14 protein-coding genes are annotated in these 18,284 nt (G+C 39.3%); all 14 read left to right on the forward strand.

What is annotated here, in order from left to right:
* The first annotated feature begins 171 nt into the window (after positions 1-171).
* Positions 172-2,229, forward strand: a complete 2,058-nt coding sequence (locus tag ACQKIC_RS10605; RefSeq protein ID WP_427591340.1) for a helix-turn-helix domain-containing protein — start codon at positions 172-174, stop codon at positions 2,227-2,229.
* Between the two features lie 304 nt (positions 2,230-2,533).
* Positions 2,534-3,190, forward strand: coding sequence for a CPBP family intramembrane glutamic endopeptidase (locus ACQKIC_RS10610; RefSeq protein ID WP_427668623.1), 657 nt, complete (start codon positions 2,534-2,536; stop codon positions 3,188-3,190).
* A 353-nt stretch (positions 3,191-3,543) separates the two neighbouring features.
* Complete coding sequence (locus ACQKIC_RS10615) at positions 3,544-5,736, forward strand: acetate--CoA ligase family protein (protein ID WP_427591339.1); 2,193 nt, start codon at positions 3,544-3,546, stop codon at positions 5,734-5,736.
* Between the two features lie 6 nt (positions 5,737-5,742).
* Positions 5,743-6,201: a MaoC family dehydratase N-terminal domain-containing protein gene (locus ACQKIC_RS10620; protein WP_427591338.1), complete on the forward strand. Its 459-nt coding sequence runs from the start codon at positions 5,743-5,745 to the stop codon at positions 6,199-6,201.
* Between the two features lie 71 nt (positions 6,202-6,272).
* Entirely contained in the window at positions 6,273-6,689 is a 417-nt protein-coding gene (locus ACQKIC_RS10625; protein ID WP_402872843.1) for a MaoC/PaaZ C-terminal domain-containing protein, read from the forward strand.
* A 35-nt stretch (positions 6,690-6,724) separates the two neighbouring features.
* A complete protein-coding gene (locus ACQKIC_RS10630; RefSeq protein ID WP_402970346.1) occupies positions 6,725-7,888 on the forward strand; it encodes a thiolase C-terminal domain-containing protein in 1,164 nt (387 codons plus the stop codon).
* 11 nt (positions 7,889-7,899) lie between these two features.
* Positions 7,900-8,316, forward strand: coding sequence for a Zn-ribbon domain-containing OB-fold protein (locus tag ACQKIC_RS10635; RefSeq protein WP_402959526.1), 417 nt, complete (start codon positions 7,900-7,902; stop codon positions 8,314-8,316).
* A gap of 40 nt (positions 8,317-8,356) precedes the next feature.
* Positions 8,357-9,553, forward strand: a complete 1,197-nt coding sequence (locus ACQKIC_RS10640) for an acyl-CoA dehydrogenase family protein (RefSeq protein WP_427591336.1) — start codon at positions 8,357-8,359, stop codon at positions 9,551-9,553.
* Between the two features lie 22 nt (positions 9,554-9,575).
* A complete protein-coding gene (locus tag ACQKIC_RS10645) occupies positions 9,576-10,742 on the forward strand; it encodes an acyl-CoA dehydrogenase family protein (RefSeq protein WP_427591335.1) in 1,167 nt (388 codons plus the stop codon).
* Positions 10,743-10,776: 34 nt separating this feature from the next.
* Positions 10,777-12,252 (forward strand): aldehyde dehydrogenase family protein, encoded by a 1,476-nt coding sequence (locus tag ACQKIC_RS10650; protein ID WP_427591334.1) that lies wholly within the window; start codon positions 10,777-10,779, stop codon positions 12,250-12,252.
* 43 nt (positions 12,253-12,295) lie between these two features.
* On the forward strand, positions 12,296-13,573 hold the full coding sequence (locus tag ACQKIC_RS10655; protein ID WP_402992021.1) for an MFS transporter: 1,278 nt from the start codon (positions 12,296-12,298) through the stop codon (positions 13,571-13,573).
* A 1,091-nt stretch (positions 13,574-14,664) separates the two neighbouring features.
* A complete protein-coding gene (locus ACQKIC_RS10660; RefSeq protein WP_407407311.1) occupies positions 14,665-16,947 on the forward strand; it encodes a M6 family metalloprotease domain-containing protein in 2,283 nt (760 codons plus the stop codon).
* 240 nt (positions 16,948-17,187) lie between these two features.
* Complete coding sequence (locus ACQKIC_RS10665) at positions 17,188-17,490, forward strand: hypothetical protein (protein WP_407407309.1); 303 nt, start codon at positions 17,188-17,190, stop codon at positions 17,488-17,490.
* 12 nt (positions 17,491-17,502) lie between these two features.
* Positions 17,503-18,090 carry a TasA family protein gene (locus ACQKIC_RS10670; protein ID WP_427591333.1) on the forward strand — a complete coding sequence of 196 codons (588 nt, stop codon included), beginning with the start codon at positions 17,503-17,505 and terminating at the stop codon, positions 18,088-18,090.
* The last annotated feature ends 194 nt before the right edge of the window (positions 18,091-18,284 follow it).

Consider the following 18,284-nt stretch of genomic DNA (forward strand, 5'->3'; position numbering starts at 1 on the left):
GAAAATTTTAATTACTCTAGTTCAAAAGAAGGGTAAAGTTAATGCTTATTGAATATATGTAATAGGATGGCTATTACCTGCTCTTTCATTAACTCCATGTTATACATCTCATTTTTTTTATATCTTAATAGTAAATCTTGAGCGGTTACGTATTTCAATGGGGAGGTATTCATGCAAAAAAATATAGATGGTAAGCAAAACGAAACAAAAAGACCAAATAGCCAGTCGAGTGGTAACATGCCAACTCTTCCCTGGTCAAACAAAATAAATAACTTTTTGGTGCTTTGCATCTATGAATCAAACAACCAATATAATGATTTTCATAAAATGTATCACATTCATAAGGCTAAAGGCCGGACAGGTTTTCAAACATTTAAAGAAGGTTTTAGTACATCTTTTGTTATTTGGGAAGAGGCATACAAAAAAAATGAAGAGTTGTTTTTTAAACTAAGGATTACAGCACGAAATGAAACCGTTTCACAAATAGCACAGAATGTTGTGTTTTACCTTATAAGCAGATATGAAAAGATGTCTTCAAAAAGCGAGGCTGTTTTTAATGATAAACAATTAATTGAAGATTCCATTTATCAAATGGAAAACAAATTAAAAACAGATACCTTTTTGGCTAAGGAGACTGTTTGGGTCAATTTTTATAGTTGGTTTAGGAATCAGATAAAAGATTGGATTATTGAGGAAATTGTCGATTTGTTAGGCAATAATCATTTGGCAAGACTGGATAATGATGAACTGAATAAATTATTCTATCAACAACTTACGAATAAATTCGCTAAGGACGCCGATTTTGTATTGAAATTAATTGATATCGTAAATGGCTATGTACAAGAATGGGTTAAATTAATCATCATTCATTTCAATCTGGAATCTTGTTCTGTAAAAAAAATAGAAGAGCTTCTTTGTATTAAGAAAGATGGTTTTCGAACACCCGATTTATTATTAACAAATATCAGGGATTTTTCTTCAAGCTTTACTATTCAAGACCATTTACTGGTAATGAATAGTGCTCCGTACCAATCTGTCAGAGACGCCATTTATAAAAAGAACTTTCAAAAAATCGGAAATGCTCCATGGCCATCAACACCTATTCTACGTGGAAACACAGAAGGATTTATACAAATTATCCCTATATTCAACCACTCTCTAAATGTGGAACAGAGTATAGCCGACGAAGCATGGAACAGAGTACAATCATTGTCGGATGCGGATGTGGATGTATTCGATGCCCTTTGCAGCCTCTTTTTATCCAAGGCGAGAAACAATGAAGAAATTATAGAAATTCACCTGAGTGATTTACTATCCATAAGAGGCTTAAAACCTAAACTTGGTGGAGATGGGCGAAGAGGGGGATATGAAGCGAAACAACGAGAACAAGTTTTGAAATCGCTTACAAATATTCAAAGCATATGGATTAATATCCAAAAAGCGATCGTCTACGAAAAAGGTAAACCAGTTCATACAAGGTTGCAAGGACGGACATTTATTTTTATCGACCGTAAGGGGGAAGAATACTCCATTTCGGAGGAAACATGTAAGAAAAAGATTACCTTTACAATTGATCGGGTTTTCGCGAAGTTCTTGAATGGATCTGGCAGGCAGGTTGCACTTCTTTCAATTAAAGCCCTGCAATATAACCCTTATAAACAACTGTGGGAGAAACGACTTACTAGATATTTAAGCTGGCGTTGGAGGACACAAGCAAGAAAAGGAACCTTTTTACAGCCAAATAAAACAAGTACGCTCTTGGAATCTATTGGGGAAGAGTTGAATATTCGAACTCCATCGCGTACAAGAGAACGTTTTGAAAAGGCTTTTGATAAGTTACTTGATGATGGAGTAATTGCATCATGGCATTATGAAAAGTGGGACGAGTCTATTGCGGATTTTAAAGGATGGGCGAATATTTGGTTGAATTCCATGATTTTAATAGAACCTCCGGAGATTATTATGGAACAATATCGTTCAATTGAGAAAAAAAAGACTATTGATGATTCGGAACAAAAACATTCTAACCAAAAGAATGTACAAATTGGTAAGCAAATAAGAAACACTAGAAAAATGCTCAATCTTACACTATATCAATTGGCAGAAGAACTAGAAATTTCTGCTCCTTACGTTAGTAATATTGAGAGGGGAATTAAAGTCCCATCAAAAAAAATTCGCATGAAAATGCTTAAATGGTTGGAAAAACATGAAACGGTTCATCATACATAGTGGTTAAAACGCCGAATTCCGCTCATTAAATTCCATTGAGCCAAAGAGTCCAATTCCTACACTACACTCTAATAAAAGGGAAGGAATTGGACTATAGCCCCCGAAGTAAGCAGGAGGGATTTGGCCCTAATGCAACTACTGTTTTCGGAGGGGTGAATGTTTCATATTGTCATATGTATTTAAACATATCGCTTCATTATTTATATTTGTATCCCTTATCATATCGTTACAACTAAACAATTATTTACTTATTGGTATATGGCTAATTACGTCTATTTTTATTTTTATAACCTTCGATAAATCCATGAAATCGTTTATTATCACAAGTATTCTATTTGGAGTTGGATTTTCCGCTTATTTATATGCAATTACTCATTGGACGGTACAGTTTGAAACAAAGGAATTACGCATACTTTTCAGTAGAGTATCATTAATTCTAATTTTGGTCCCCTTATTCATTTTATCTTTCTTTTCCAAGTCTCCATTTATAGCATATTTGAAAAAACCACAATGGAATGAACTGATTTACTTTCCATTTATATGGTCCGGTTTTCACCGAACGAGTGTTAAGTTTTTTCTATTCATAGCATTAATCGTTAATACTATTGTCTTTACACCTTTCATTATTCAAAATGGTTGGTTCGCCATCAAAGAAATGTGGCTACTCACCATCATATTTTCAATAACAAATGCTGTATTAGAAGAACTTATTTGGAGAGGTAATCTGCTGAATCGGTTCTCAGAACTATTAGGTGAAAAATGGGCGGTCGTACTAACAAGTTTGGGTTTTGGATTGCAACATTATTCACTTGGAATTCCATGGGTTACTTGCATTGCCTTTTCAATTGGAGGAATGTTTTATGGAGGGATTACTATCAAAGGCAGAAGTGTGATTCCTTCGATTCTTTGGCACTTTATTTTTAATATTCTTATGGTTTTAAGTGGTTTCCTATTGAACTAAGAAAAGGTACGAATTCAAGTATCACCAAGGAACAGTAGAAAAAATTTAATAGAGTTTATATAGGAAATCCTTAAACGGGGTTTCCTTTTTTATTTCAAACTAAAAAGTTAAGCGTTTATCTTGTTCAGATGTCGGGGCTATCCCCACGCATAGTCGGGGTTATATAGAACGTAATTTTTTTAGTGTCTCCTTGTATCCCTTGCTGCATCAAGGTTAAATGAAAGGTTTTACATGAATTAACCTCCTAATGTTTATATGAATTTAGCGATAGTTAATTTTCTTATCTTTTTTTCTCTACATGTAAGATGAAAACAGAGAAATGATTTATACATTACGAGGTTGGGGGAGAATGTATGACAAATGAAAATCAAATAGATCTTTCAAATCAATCGCTTGATCCTTTATTTAATCCTAGGTCTGTAGCCATACTAGGTGCATCTGCGAATAAATATAAGATTGGTAATCTACAAGTGAAGACACTTTTGGATGGGGAATTTATCGGAGAGATTTATCCAATCAATCGCAAAGCGAAGGAGATTGAAGGATTAAAATGTTACCCTTCCTTATTGGATGTACCAAACGATATTGACTTGGCCATATTTTGTTTAAATGCCGAACAAGTACAGCAAGGGTTAGAAGAATGTGCAAAAAAGAATGTTAAAGCGGCCATCATTTTTACTGCGGGCTTTTCTGAAACTGGACAGGAAGGCATTGAAAAGCAGAAGGTGCTCACAGAGATTGCCAAAAAGAATGGTATTCGAATAGTCGGTCCCAACTGCGTTGGGTTAGTTAATTTGTCTAATGGATTAATCGGGACGTTTTCACCTGCGATATTATCAGTTCCGTTGGATGGCCAACAAGGTGTGGGGTATGTCTCGCAAAGTGGGGCATTTGGTGTATTAACATATATGGCTGCTGCACAGAATGAACTAAGCTTTAACTACTTTGTGAGTGTCGGAAATGAAATGGAAACCGAGTTTTCGGATATCGTGGAATATATGATCCATGATCCAAAAATAAGCGTAATAAGTGGCTACTTGGAAGGATCTAAAAATCCAGAAAAGCTAAGAATTTTGGCTAAAGACGCACTGGACAAAAATAAACCAATCATTGTCATGAAAACAGGCAGAAGTATAGCAGGAAGCAGAGCTGCTGCTTCTCACACTGGTTCACTCGCTGGTTCGGATCATGTTTATGATGCATTCTTTACGCAATCCGGTATTGTCAGAGCTGATGATTATGAAGATATCATCTCTTTTTCAAAGTTATTTCTTTCCAATAAGTTGCCTAAAGGAAGAAATACAGTAATCATCACAAGTTCTGGAGGAAGAGGCATTAATGAAGCAGACCGTTGTGAAGCAAATGGTCTTACCATCATTCCTCTAAGTGAAAAAACAAAGGAAAAAATCATGCTTAATATTCCTACTTATGCAAGCGCTTCCAACCCAGTTGATTTAACAGCTGCTGCCTCTGTATCCAATCCAGAATTATTTATCGCTCCATTAAGGGCTCTTATTGAAGATCCTGAAGTAGATAATATTATTTTCACTGAGTTTCCTAATTATTGGGATGCTGATCATCCTTTGTTAAAAGAGTTTATAGGTCTTTGTAAAGCTTCCGACAAATTCATATTCATTACCTCTTTCCCACTGGTAGGCATGTCCATTCCTCAAGGCACAGCAGAGCTTGTTAAAAATGGAATTCCTGTTGTACCGGGTAATTTAAATCCAATCAGAGGATTTGCTAAATTAGTCGAATACAGTGAATATTATCGAAAAAATAAGGAGTTACATGCATTTGAACAACTTGAAATTCCTAAGTTGATAGAGAAGCAAGATATAGAAAAACTATTGCCTGCTGGCAAGACACTGAGTGAATCAGAAGCAAGCGCTATATTGGATCATTATCAAATTCCAACTACAAAGAGATCTTTAGCTACAACAGCTGAAGAAGCATCAAATTTTGCAACAAAAATGGGGTACCCAGTCGTTTTAAAAGTGGATTCCCCTGATATTCCACATAAAACAGAAGCAGATGCCATTCGATTGAATGTGAAAGACGAACAAGAAGTCGTAAAAGCTTTCACTGAAATAACCCGTAATGCACTGAAGTATAAACCAGACGCTATAATCAATGGAATTTCCGTACAGGAAATGCTCCCCGAAGGTGTGGAAGTAATTATAGGGGCTAATAATGATCCGGTTTTTGGACCTGTTATCATGTTTGGTCTGGGAGGGATATTTGTAGAGGTCTTCAAAGATGTGTCACTTAGGGTTGCGCCAATTTCGAGAAAAGATGCTCATGAAATGATTGAAGAGATCAAGGGAAAAGCCATCCTTAAAGGAACGCGGGGAAAAGATCCGGTTCATATCGAATCCATTATTGATGTGTTACTAAAGGTTTCAGCCTTGGTCACTGATTATAAAGATTCCATCAAAGAGCTGGATATAAATCCTCTAATTGTTTATCGAGATGGAATTAAAGCAGCGGATGCGATGCTTGTTATCGGTAACGAATCTGAAGTGAAAACAACGATTAGGGGGTAGCAAACTATGGAGTTGGGTTATTTAAAGGGTTTAACTGGAAATCAATTTGTATTTGAAGTCGAAAAAAGGCATATACGGCAATTTGCAGAAGCAATCGGTGATTTTAATCTTTTATATATCGATGAAGAGTATGCTGCAAAAACAATATATGGAGGCATTATTGCTCCTCCCACTTTCCCTATAGCAATAGGGCAAGATAGTGGAGAAAACTTGGATCTAAAGCTCGATCAAAGAAGAATGCTGCATGGTGAGCAGGAATTCATCTATGAACGCCCAATTCGTCCGGGGGATACACTATATTGCCAGATGAAGGTCTCTGATGTGTATGAACGTGAAGGAAAAAAAGGGCCTATGCAGTTCGTGGTTCTCGATACGGAAATCAGAGATGAAACGGGTAAATTGGTTGTGATAAGCCGTACGAATATTATCTATAGGCCCTTAAAAGCTAAATCATCTACAGTTTAAGTAGGTAATAATTGCTTATAAATAGTCGATTGGAGCAAAAGGAAGACTTCCAATGAGAGGAGTAAAGGGAAATGTTGAATTATGAAGGCTTACAAGAAGGACAAAGACTCAAGTCACTTACCAAGCCAAGTGTAACAAAAGTTCAATTAGTCAAATATGCAGGTGCTTCAGGGGACTTCAATCCGCTCCATACAGATGATGACTTTGCCAAAAAAGTAGGAATGCAAGGGGTGATTGCTCACGGAATGCTGGTCATGGGCTTTCTAGGGGAATATGTAATGAAATTGGCTGGGGATACCGCTATGCCAACGAACTTTAAAATGAGATTCGGTGCTATCACTGTACCCGGAGACCAAATTACCTGTTCAGCATTTGTGAAAAATGTGTATGAGAAAGAGGGAAAACGCTTTGTCAAACTGGATCTTATTGCAGAAAAAGAACCAGAGCATGTTGTAGGATCAGGGCAAGTCGTCTTGCAATTTCAATAGGGGGTTGCTTTAGAAATCAAAAGGGAGGCTTTTTTATGGGAAGTATAAAAGATCGCTACGCCATTGTCGGAGTTGGGGAGAGTGAACGATCCAAGAATTCTGGAACAACGCCCCTTCATTTGGCATTGGATGCAGCACGGGCAGCATTGAATGATGCTGGTCTTCAAGCGAAAGATATTGATGGTTTCATGAGTTATTCCGAACATGATTCTTGCACTTCACATCAGTTAGCCACGTATTTAGGCGTTCGTCCGAAATATGTAAACGATATTATGGGTGGAGGAAGCAGCACGGAGATGTTAATTGCTGATGCTGTTGGTCTAATTGAAACAGGGCAATTAAATACGGTATTAATCTACCGCTCTATGAATGGGAGATCTGGCGTCCGAATGGGCGGGGGAGGTTGGGATGTGAATCTGCTCCAATCGGCCATTGAAGGTGGGAGCTTTATCATTCCTTACGGAGCGGGTAGCCCATCACAGTGGTTCGGACTTTTTGCGACTCGCCATATGCATGAAACCGGGTTGACCCAGGAGCATCTTGGACATGTCTGCACGAGCTTTTATGAGCATGCCCAAAGAAATCCAAAAGCATATTTTTACGGGAAACCGTTAACGATGGAAGAATATAAAAATACACCATATTTAAGTTATCCATTCAATAAGCACGATTTCTGCATGGAGTCAGATGAAGCAAATGCAATCATCGTCACTTCAGCAGAGCGAGCTAAAAATGGTAAATCTAAACCAGTCTACATCATGGGCTTATCTGCAAGGCAATGTGTGTCACATGCCCATTATTGGAACAATTTAGATGAAGTCGCTTCTGACTATGTTGCACCTGAAGTATATAAAATGGCAGGGGTTAAACCCGAAGATATTCAGGTTGCGTCCATTTATGACTGTTATAGCTGGGTGGTGCTACGTCAATTAGAGGCTTATGGATTCGCGCCACGAGGCGAAGTAGGGGATTTTGTAGCCGAAGGAAACTTACGGATGGGTGGGAAATTACCATCGAATACTGCTGGAGGAATGTTATCAGAAGGCTATACACATGGGATGAATAACGTATTGGAAATTGTTCGACAAGTCCGACATGAATATAAAGGGACAGATCGCCAGGTGGAAAATTGTGAAATAGGTATATGTACTGGCTGGGCTGGTCCTGATATCGCAGGAGCTATGATTCTTAGAAACTAGGAGGGAAAAAGATGGAATATCAAAAACCAATTCCGGTAAAAACCCAAGATAATACCCCATATTGGGATGGGGCAGATCGTCATGAACTGATTCTACAAAAGTGTAATAGCTGTCAGGAATATTCGCATCCTCCTGGACCAAGTTGTGCAAAATGCGGAAGTACGGAACTAAGTTGGGAAAGTCAAGGTAGTGACATAAACGGGAAAGTTTATTCGTATATCATTTCCTATCGTCCATTTCTGCCAGGATTCCAAGATGATTTACCACTCATCATTGCAATTGTCGAATTAGATAAATTGCCTGATGTCAAATTAATCGGGAATATTCAGCAGTGTCCTACCGATGATGTTCATATCGGAATGCAGGTCAAGATGACTTGGGAGAAAATGACGGAAGAACGTTCTTTGCCACAATGGATTCAAGTATAGATCATTCAATTTAGACTGGTAAAAAAGGGGGAAAGAAACAATGGACTTTTCGTTTTCAGCAAAGGAAGAAGAATTCCGACATGAATTAAGAATGTGGCTTGAACAAAATTTACCTGAAGGTTGGTTAAATGGATCTAGCCAGGTTTCTAAGGATGAAGGTGAATATGCCGCTTTTTTAAGAGATTGGCAAAGGAAGTTATACGAAGGGGGCTGGGCGGGAATTGCTTGGCCGAAAAAGTATGGTGGCCGGGAAGCTACGTTGATGGAGGAAATTGTTTATCATCAGGAAATGGTTCGTGTTAAAGCACCTCCTTTGGTGAATTATGTTGGACTACATATGGTTGCACCAACACTTATGCAAATAGGTACGGAAGAACAAAAAACAAAGTATATTCAAAAAATCCTCACAGGTGAAGAAGTGTGGTGCCAAGGGTATTCCGAGCCTAACGCTGGATCAGATTTATCCGCCATCCAAACGAGTGCAGTAAAAGATGGAGACCGTTGGATCATTAATGGTCAAAAGGTATGGACAAGCTTTGGGCATCTAGCTGATCGATGCTTTTTACTAGCTAGAACAAATCGTTTTGATAAGAAACATAAAGGGATAACGGTGTTCCTCTTGGATATGAAACAACCAGGAGTGGAAACGCGACCTATCATTCAAATGGATGGGCAGCATGATTTTAATGAAGTGTATTTAAATGACGCGATTGCATATGATGCTGAAATTGTTGGAGAAGTGGATGAAGGATGGAAGGTTTCAATTGCGCTCCTTATGCATGAGAGAACGGGTATAGGAGCACAGGTTTTCACATTGGAACAGCAATTCAATGACCTCGTATCATTGACAAAAGAATGGAAAGAGGATGACAAGCCGTTAATGGCCGATCCACTTGTTAGAAAAACGATGATAGATTTATATACTCGTTCCCGTGGTTCTCTTTTAAATTATTATCGGAATTTAACGAAAACAATAAAAAATGGTTATCCAGGAGCCGAGGGTTCCATGGATAAGTTATTGGTAAGTGAACTTACCAAGGACTTGCTTTCTCAGTCCATTTCCTTACAAGGTCATCAAGGCCTTCTATGGAAAGAAGATGCCATTTCAGGTCAGTCATATTGGCAAGATAATTATCTCTATTCATTCGGCCAGACAATTGGCGGTGGGACGAGTGAAATACAAAAGAATACAATTGCTGAAAGAATTCTAGGCTTACCGAAGGATATGGGACGCTAAGTCTAAATAGGGGTGAGGAAAAATGGATTTTTCTTTAAGTCAAGAACAAGAGATGTTTCGGGGATATGTCCGAAAGTATTTAGATGATGCAGGTCAAACAAAGGCAGCTCGTGATTTTATCAAGGGTGATACAGAATCATTACTAGCCCTGCAAAGAGGAATGGCCGAATTAGGCTGTACTAGTATTAATATATCAGAAGAATATGAAGGAATGGGATTAGGACCTTTGGATTTAATACCTGTTCTTGAAGAATCCGGTCGTTCATTAGTACCAGGACTTTATTTAGAAACGAGTGCATTGGCTGTTCCCTTATTAGAAAAGTTCGGTACGGAAGAACAAAAAGAAAACTATCTACCCAATATAGCGAATGGGACTCAATCATTTTCTCTTGCATGGTTAGAGAGGGGCGGAAGTTATGGTCCTTCTGGAATTAATCTATCTGGAAAAGTAGAAAATGACCAAGTGATATTAAATGGGGTAAAATCGCTTGTTCCAGATGCCGAGTTAGCCGATCATTTTATCGTAACGGTCCGCACAGATATAGGAAAAGGTACAGAAGGGATTTCGTTAGTTATTGTCAATCGTACCGATCCCAATCTGACTATTCAAAACCAAAAAAACATGGATGAGACGCGCAGCTTAGGAAAGCTTACATTTAGTAACGTTAAAATTCCAAGAAATCAAATCCTCGGAACTCTTCACAAAGGCTGGGATGTTCTCCAAGAGGGTTTACTTTCCTTCAATGCTTCACTTTCAGCTGTAATAGTGGGAGCTATGGAGAAAGTAGTGGAGATGGCTACCGAGTACGCAAAAATTCGTGAACAGTTTGGCCAACCCATTGGAAGATTCCAGGCTATCAAACACAGAATAGTAGATATGAAAACGGATTTGGAAACAGCAAGATCTTTGGCATATTATGCGAATTGGGCATTGGAAAGTCATGCATCCGATCGTGTTCAGGCCATTGCTTGCGCAAGAATCTTTGCTACGGATGCCTTTACCCGTATCTCCGCTGATAATATTCAAATTCATGGAGGAATTGGTTTTACAGAAGAAATGGATTGCCAGCTATTTGTAAAGCGGGCCCGATTCTATGAGAATTATTTAGGCCGTACAGATCAGTTTTATAAACAAGCCGCAACAGCATTAGGATGGTATGACGAAAGTGCGGTAATCATGCCTGTTTGAAATATATACTCATTTTGAAAGGCGGAGTTGAACTTTGAAAATAGCAAATGAAATTAGGGATTTTCAAAATATGATCAACGGGAATTTAATTCAATCTTCTTCCGGAAGACAAATAGAAAGTATCAATCCATCTACGGGAAAGGTTTGGGCCACTATTCCTAACAGTACAGTCGAAGATGCCAAATCGGCAGTAAGGACAGCGAGGAGTGCTTTTGAGGGCTGGTCTACCCTACCAGCTATGGAGCGGGCAAACTATTTGAGGAAAATTGGTGATCTGATTGTCCAACATGGCGAAGAACTATCGGAGTTAGAGACTAGAGATAATGGGTGGGTCATTAGGGAAACGAGTTACGGACTCATTCCGAGTTTAGCAAGTTACTGGTACGATGCAGCAGGAGCGACAGCTGTAGGAAGTAAGGGAGATACCGTACAGTTGGGCTCATCGAGTGTTGGATATACATTACGGGAACCTTATGGGGTAGTTGTAGGAATACTTCCATGGAACTCACCTCTTTTTACTTTTACTGTTAAAGCAGCTTATGCCCTTGCTGCGGGGAATACCGTCATAATCAAACCATCTGAACTGGCCTCTGTCGCGTCATTAAGGTACGGTGAATTAATTAATGAGGTTCTTCCGCCTGGTACTCTGAATGTTGTTTCAGGGGATGGAGTGGAAGTAGGAAATACATTGGTCAGTCATCCTAACGTGAATAGAGTCAGCCTAACTGGATCTGGGGCAACGGCCAGGGCAATTGCCCATTCAACGGCTAAAAATCCAAAGCCCATGACGTTTGAACTTGGTGGGAAATCAGCAAACATCGTCTTTGAAGATGCTGATCTTGAAAAAGCTGCACAAGGGGTTACACTCAATGGGATTTTCACTGGGAATGCAGGCCAAATATGTGTAGGTGGATCCAGGATCCTTATTCAAAGATCGATTATTGAAAAGATGGTTACCAAAATGAAAGAAGTGATCACCGAGTATATCCAACTAGGAGATCCGATGCATCCTGAAAGCGCAATGGGGCCAATTGCTAATGCAACACAATATGAAAAAGTGTGCTCGTATATAGAATTAGGTAAAAAAGAAGGTAGAGAAATTATCATCGGCGGTCGCCATGGAGGAAAGGACCTATTGCCAAATCAGCCACATTTAGCGGAAGGTTACTGGGTTGAGCCTACATTAATCAGGGTGGATAGTAACTCCTTTCGAATTTGCCAGGAGGAAATATTCGGTCCGGTGGCGACCGTCATCCCTTTTGATACGGAAGATGAAGCGATTGCTATGGCTAATGATACTGAATTTGGTTTAGGAGCAGGCGTTTGGACGACGAACTTGAACCGGGCACACCGAATGATTCGGAAATTAGAGTCCGGAAATGTCTGGGTCAACACATACCGGACAGTAGGTCCTGAGTTGCCTTTCGGTGGACAAAAAAGTAGTGGATACGGTGTGGATTCTATTATGGAATTCACCCGTGAGAAAACTTGTTATATTGATATCGGTTAATCTTCGAAGGTAAATTGAAGTAGTTGGAGAAAGGCGGTTATGTATGGAGCAAGGAACTAAAGGCGTATTCTATGGTTGGTATGTTGTATTATGTGGGTTCTTTATAATGTTTGCCGCTTACTCTATAATAAATTCTTTACACAGCCTATTTATGGTTTCTGTTACTGAAGATTTAGGAATAAGCAGAACCACTTTTTCAATTGCTCTTTCCATAGCTGGTCTTGGCGTGGCAGTAGCTTCTCCATTTATGGGAAAGCTACTGGCTAAGGGAAATATGAGATTGATCATGTCCATTTGTGTAGTGGTGGCGGGCTTGGGATTCATGTCATACTCATTAGCCAATTCGGCTCTATACTTTTGTATTGTTGGGTTTATGATAGGTATCTGTGTCGCGGGTTTTTCGAATATACCCATTTCCATTATGGTAACGAACTGGTTTTATGAGAAAAAGGGAAAGGCCATGGGTTTTGCCTTTGCTGGATCAGGAATAGGCGCTGCTGTGCTTAGTCCTGTACTAACTACCATCATCACAAACTACGGATGGAGAACGGCTTATGTTATAGCGGGAATACTTCTCATTGTCTTAACATTGCCGTTTGTTTTACTATTTGCCAAGAAAAGTCCTTCCGAAAAAGGACTAGCCCCACTTGGTGCTGATAAAATGGAGGCAACTGAGAATATAGAGACAGCGAAGAGCGGCTTAATGATGGGCGAAGCCAAGAAGACAGTAATGTTTTGGATTTTTGTACTAGGAATCGTTTGTTTTGCATTGGTAGCAGGGGGTGTACAGATGCATATTCCCGCTTATTTAATAGATATTGGTCATCCCGCCATCTTTGCCGGTACGATTTTTGGCCTGCTTTCCCTCGCAAACACAGTGGGGAAATTGATTTTAGGTACTGTATTGGATAAGTTCGGTACCGCTGGAGGAGCTATCTATGTAGGGATATGTATGACTATTGCTATGTTATCCCTCCTGTTGGCAAAAGGCCCTGCTTTCGCGTACTTATTTGCGATTGCTTTTGGATTCAGTGTCGTTATCTCGACATTAGGACCTCCATTCATGACAAACGATATTTTTGGTAACAAGGATTTCGGAGCAATTTTTGGAGTCGTACAAGTCTTCTTTGTTGCAGCAGGTTCCTTAGGTGTCATTGTTTCCGGCTTAATCTATGATCTCACTGAAAGCTACCGTGTTGCATGGATTTTCTTTCTTGGTTTATTTATCTTCAGTATGATTTGCGTGCTAGTTGCTAACAGCATGAAAGGGAAAACAAAAGATAAATTTACAATGGAGTCAAATAAAGAAATCATATCATAAGGGGTAGTTTTGAGCTTTTTCATCACTATAAAACTGAATAATCAGTAAAATTAGGCTGAGGGGTGATTTAGCCCAAATTGAACAAAAAGTGAGGAGGTAGAAACGTTTAACAACATTTCCACCTCCTCACTTTTCCATTATTTTACTCAAAAAGGACTTAGACGGCCCCATTCGGTTTTATCATGTGCTTCATGCTTTTTTTAAAATCTTCCATCCCATAAGGCCACTCTATAAACGTTATAGGGATTTTCGTTGTTTATACATATATAGTTACTCTAAGAGAGTTTACCATTTTTATGCATCAACAAAATGGGGTTGAGAGTTGAGGGAAATAATGAACAGGCAATAAAGTAATAAAATATAAATGATTAAGAAACACTCAAACTCACTTGGAAATCTTAAGGCTCCTCAAAGAAAATCACAATGATAAATATCTGTTCCTCATTTATGTAAAAAGTTAAGCACCAATCTATCTATCTGGACTTCCTTCTAAATAATTCGATTTTCCCCCTATATCTTGGTTGTGACTAAAAGTGCGATACACATGCCAACATGCATTACCTAAGCAAGTTTTTATTATTACATACATTTGAAATATAACAGGTAATAAACAGTAAGCTTACACCTAGGCTTATTAAGGAAAGAGATCTTCATAAAAAAACACTTCTATAATACATGGATAGTTAACTATCATTTTTAACCCATTTTTATTAAACGCTTTTTGGTAAAAGTATTTTAATAGTTTTAATATTCTGTTAATTGTGAGATACTTATAATTAACACTACCCCATTCAGAGAATCTATGAATATTTTTTTAGAACTCATAAATTTTTCCACAACACAAAACTTCCATTACAAGATTCTTCTCTTTTAACTTTCCAAATTAGTATTATGGCTTCTTTTGCATGTGATTGTCCGATTAATGATTATGGTTTCTGACTTTGATGGGGTAGATAACCAAGTATGTCCTTAAGTTGTGAATAGGAGGCGATTAATGGGCTAATAACACGAACGACATGAGTTCATCATCAGGTAATCTTTGAAAAGATAAGCCTACATATAAAGTAGGCCATTTTAGGAGGAGAATTTATTTGAAACTTAGAAATAAGATTACAGTAATAACGACCACATTATTGCTTGCAATGTCTTCAACAGCCGCTTTTGCTGTGGAGCCAGGGCTGGATAAAATGCCAGACCCAGTGGACCCACAGTCATGGGTGAATCCGGAGGATATGATGTGGAATGATTATAATCCAATTCCGGGTATTGACTGGAATAACACCGATATTAAACCGGAAACAGAACTTAAAGGGGCCTTGATTTTGGTCGACTTTCCGGATCAGGATTTTATCTTGACAAAACCTAAGGGCTCAGAACTTGTCGGTAACCCACAAGTGGCTGCTGTTCCTCGTGAAGAACTAGGGGAGTGGTGGAAAAATTTCTTGAATGTTCCTAGCAAACTCAACAACTACCAGACAATAGATAGCTTTTGGAAAGAAAACTCTAATGGAAAATGGGGCGTAACCCTTGAATCATTTGGTCCATACCGTTTGGATAAAAATGAATTTCAATATGGGCTAGAAAGCAGTCATAACTCTAATACACTCCCAAGTAACTATACAAGCGGAAACCTTTTTCAGGATGGCATAAATGCCGCTGCCGCCGATATAGCCGCTTTGGGAGAAGAATATGACTTTGCATTCATCGTTCATGCCGGCTATGATGAGTCAACTGTATGGCAGGAACTCGGCGAAATGATGTTCCTGAATCCAGAATCGGTGCCTGATGCATTTGGTCCACCGGATTTACCTGGATTTGAAAACATGCCAAACTGGGCAAAAACTCGTTATGTACCATGGACTTCTTATTATGCAGCTAAAACGATATGGTCGGCTGCATCTAGTGCAACGATTAATGGGAAAAGGATTCGTGTTTCTACTCAAGGTGAAAGTGATGGAATGGGCACATTTGCTCACGAATTTGGTCATATCCGGGGCCTTGGCGACAACTATAATAATGCAGCTCTTGACCCTAGAACCTATTCGGGTTATTGGGAAACAATGAGCCGTGGATCATTTAATGGTCCCGGTGGAACACATACTCGCTGGATGATTCCTTCTACTCTTGGTGCTTCTTTACCAGCAGCGCATATGCTTCGTAATAAGATGAAGCAGGGATTTATTGAAGAAGATGAAGTCTTGCAGATAAACCGTGATGAATTAAAAGAATCTGGACCAGTATTTGCAGATATTATCGCGCGTCAAGCACCAATTGGCAGTGAATTTGGCCGGACCGGACTCTACGGTATCAACATCAGCATGAAAGATTTAACACCTACAGATTACCTTGCCGGTGACTGGCGTAATGATATTCTAAACAATAGATTGTACGATAACTATACCCTTGAAGTTGTAGACCGATTTGGCACGGATTCCTTTGCAGCAGACTCCGGTGTATTGATAGCCAAGACAAAAAATGCGGAGACTGCTCCGAATATTTGGGTAGTTGATTCACATCCTGAGGATATCAATCTGAAAGATTTTACAAGACCTGACGGCACAACAGCAATGGTTGGCAAAGGGGACCCCCGTCAAACTCTTGATGCTTTATTTAAAGCTGGGAGTGGGGCAAGTTTAGTTGCAGGAAAGTTCGATGGTTCAATTGATAAAGATACTATTGTCAGTGAGTATAACGATCCATACAACAAACTTCATTTCTATATTTTAGGGAATCATAAAGACAATGATGGCGTAGTTCGTTATCAAGTTGCCATCCGTAACACGGATGGTGCAGGTGCCTATAAACGCGGGGTAAATGTAAGCGCTGGAACTATAAAGCCTGCCGTCCAGGACAAAGTGGCAGTATATAATTTTAAAGTCACTAACACCGGCGAGGCAAAGGATCTTATTCGTGTCAACGCCTCTGCAGGTAATGATTGGACAGTTCAACTTGATAAAAACGTAGTGGCTGTGGAGCCTGGAGCAACCGTCAATGTACCGGTATACGTGAAAATTCCGAAGGGCAAGACTGCCCCGGCCACCCTTGCCTTTACGGCTACTTCAGAGACAGATCCTAATCAAAGTATTACCGATACGAATCTTTTGGCAAGCAATCTTAGCGCAACCGGTCTAAGTTCTATTATTGATAGCTTTGCCAAAGAGGGAGCCTTTAAAGCAGGTGCAGCGCAAGCTTTGAAACTTCATTTGGCGGGCGTTGACCAATTTGAAAAATCAGGATCTGCGGATAAGGTTGTCAAACAAATGATTGGTTTTAAAGTGCTGTTGGATCATCAAAAAAATACGAATGTGATCTCCGCGAAAGCGTATAACAGTTTGAAAGCGAATGCCGATGCAATGATTGAGGTCTGGCAGTAGGTTAGATTACATGTCAGGATATGCCTTCTGTGCCGGGGGCGGCCCGGCATAGGGGGTAACAAACTCAAAAACTTTTAAAACGTGAAGGTGGCAAATTATTGAAGAGAAAAGCCGGTTAGTGTACAAACCCATGTTAAAAAAGGGGAGGTCGTTACTTATAAAACAAGTGACGGAATCCTGATTACCCATCGGATTGTTAAGGGGCGGGGACGCAATACATAACAAAGGGCGATCACAACAATGCACCGGATTCCCCAATATATGGTGGGCATCTATACAGGGGTTACAATTCCCTATATCGGTTATATCGGTCACTTTGTCAATTCACGTGAGACTAGCGCTTTACTCCTTATTCTACCGGGGGTGTTGTTATTCTGCAATGCAGGTTTTACCATTTGGCAGACCCTAAGGGGAATTGGAAGTAAAGAAGAAAGCGAAGGAACAATATCATTTAGCCTATTTATCCAGTTCGAATCGGTTATAAAACTACAACTTAATAGCCGTTCAAAAATAAAATCCCTGAAAAAGGGGGAAAAAGCTTAAGGAGGAGTAAATATGGAATTGAAAAAGAAGTTAGGTATGGGAATTATGGCGGGAATAATGGGGGTATCTTTAATTGGGGGGGGAACTTTCGCGTACTTTAGTGACAGTGCAGATGCGAGCGGTACGTTTGCGGCGGGGACACTCGATTTATCTGTGCAACCCACAACGATTATTGATATCAGCAACATCGCTCCTGGAGACTCGATGACGCGTGTTTTTGAACTGCATAATGACGGGACACTAGATATCAAAGACGTGACGTTGGGTACCCAGTATTCCGTGGTTGATACCAAAGGGGATAACACGGAGGATTTTGGCAAGTATATTGAAGTGGAATTTCTGTACAATATGGACCAATATAATGAAATCATTTACAAAACAACATTGGATAAGCTAAAGGGTATGAGCCCAAAAGCGGTGTCAGAAAAGATATTTAACGAAGCTCTTGATGGTGGCATCCTTAAGGTGGGCGATGAACATGATTTAGTAGTGAAGTTCAATTTCATTGATAACGAGGGAGATCAAAATCAATTCCAAGGGGATAAACTTAAACTATCATGGACTTTTAACGCCACACAAGGCAAAGGTAGAGACCTATAAGATAAAAAAAGCTGTGTCATGGCTGTTTACTTATTTTGATTGGGACACTTCTCTATCAAACTTAATTATAGATTTTCGCATTTATGAGATTCATAGGAAAAAACCAATAGAATGGATGGGACAGTTGGAGAACTGTCCCGTCTCATTTAAGAAAGTTTAGAATTGAGAAACCAAATTGGCATTTATTTGCTGCT

The sequence above is a fragment of the Peribacillus sp. NPDC046944 genome (assembly GCF_050272735.1).
GTDB lineage: Bacteria > Bacillota > Bacilli > Bacillales > DSM-1321 > Peribacillus.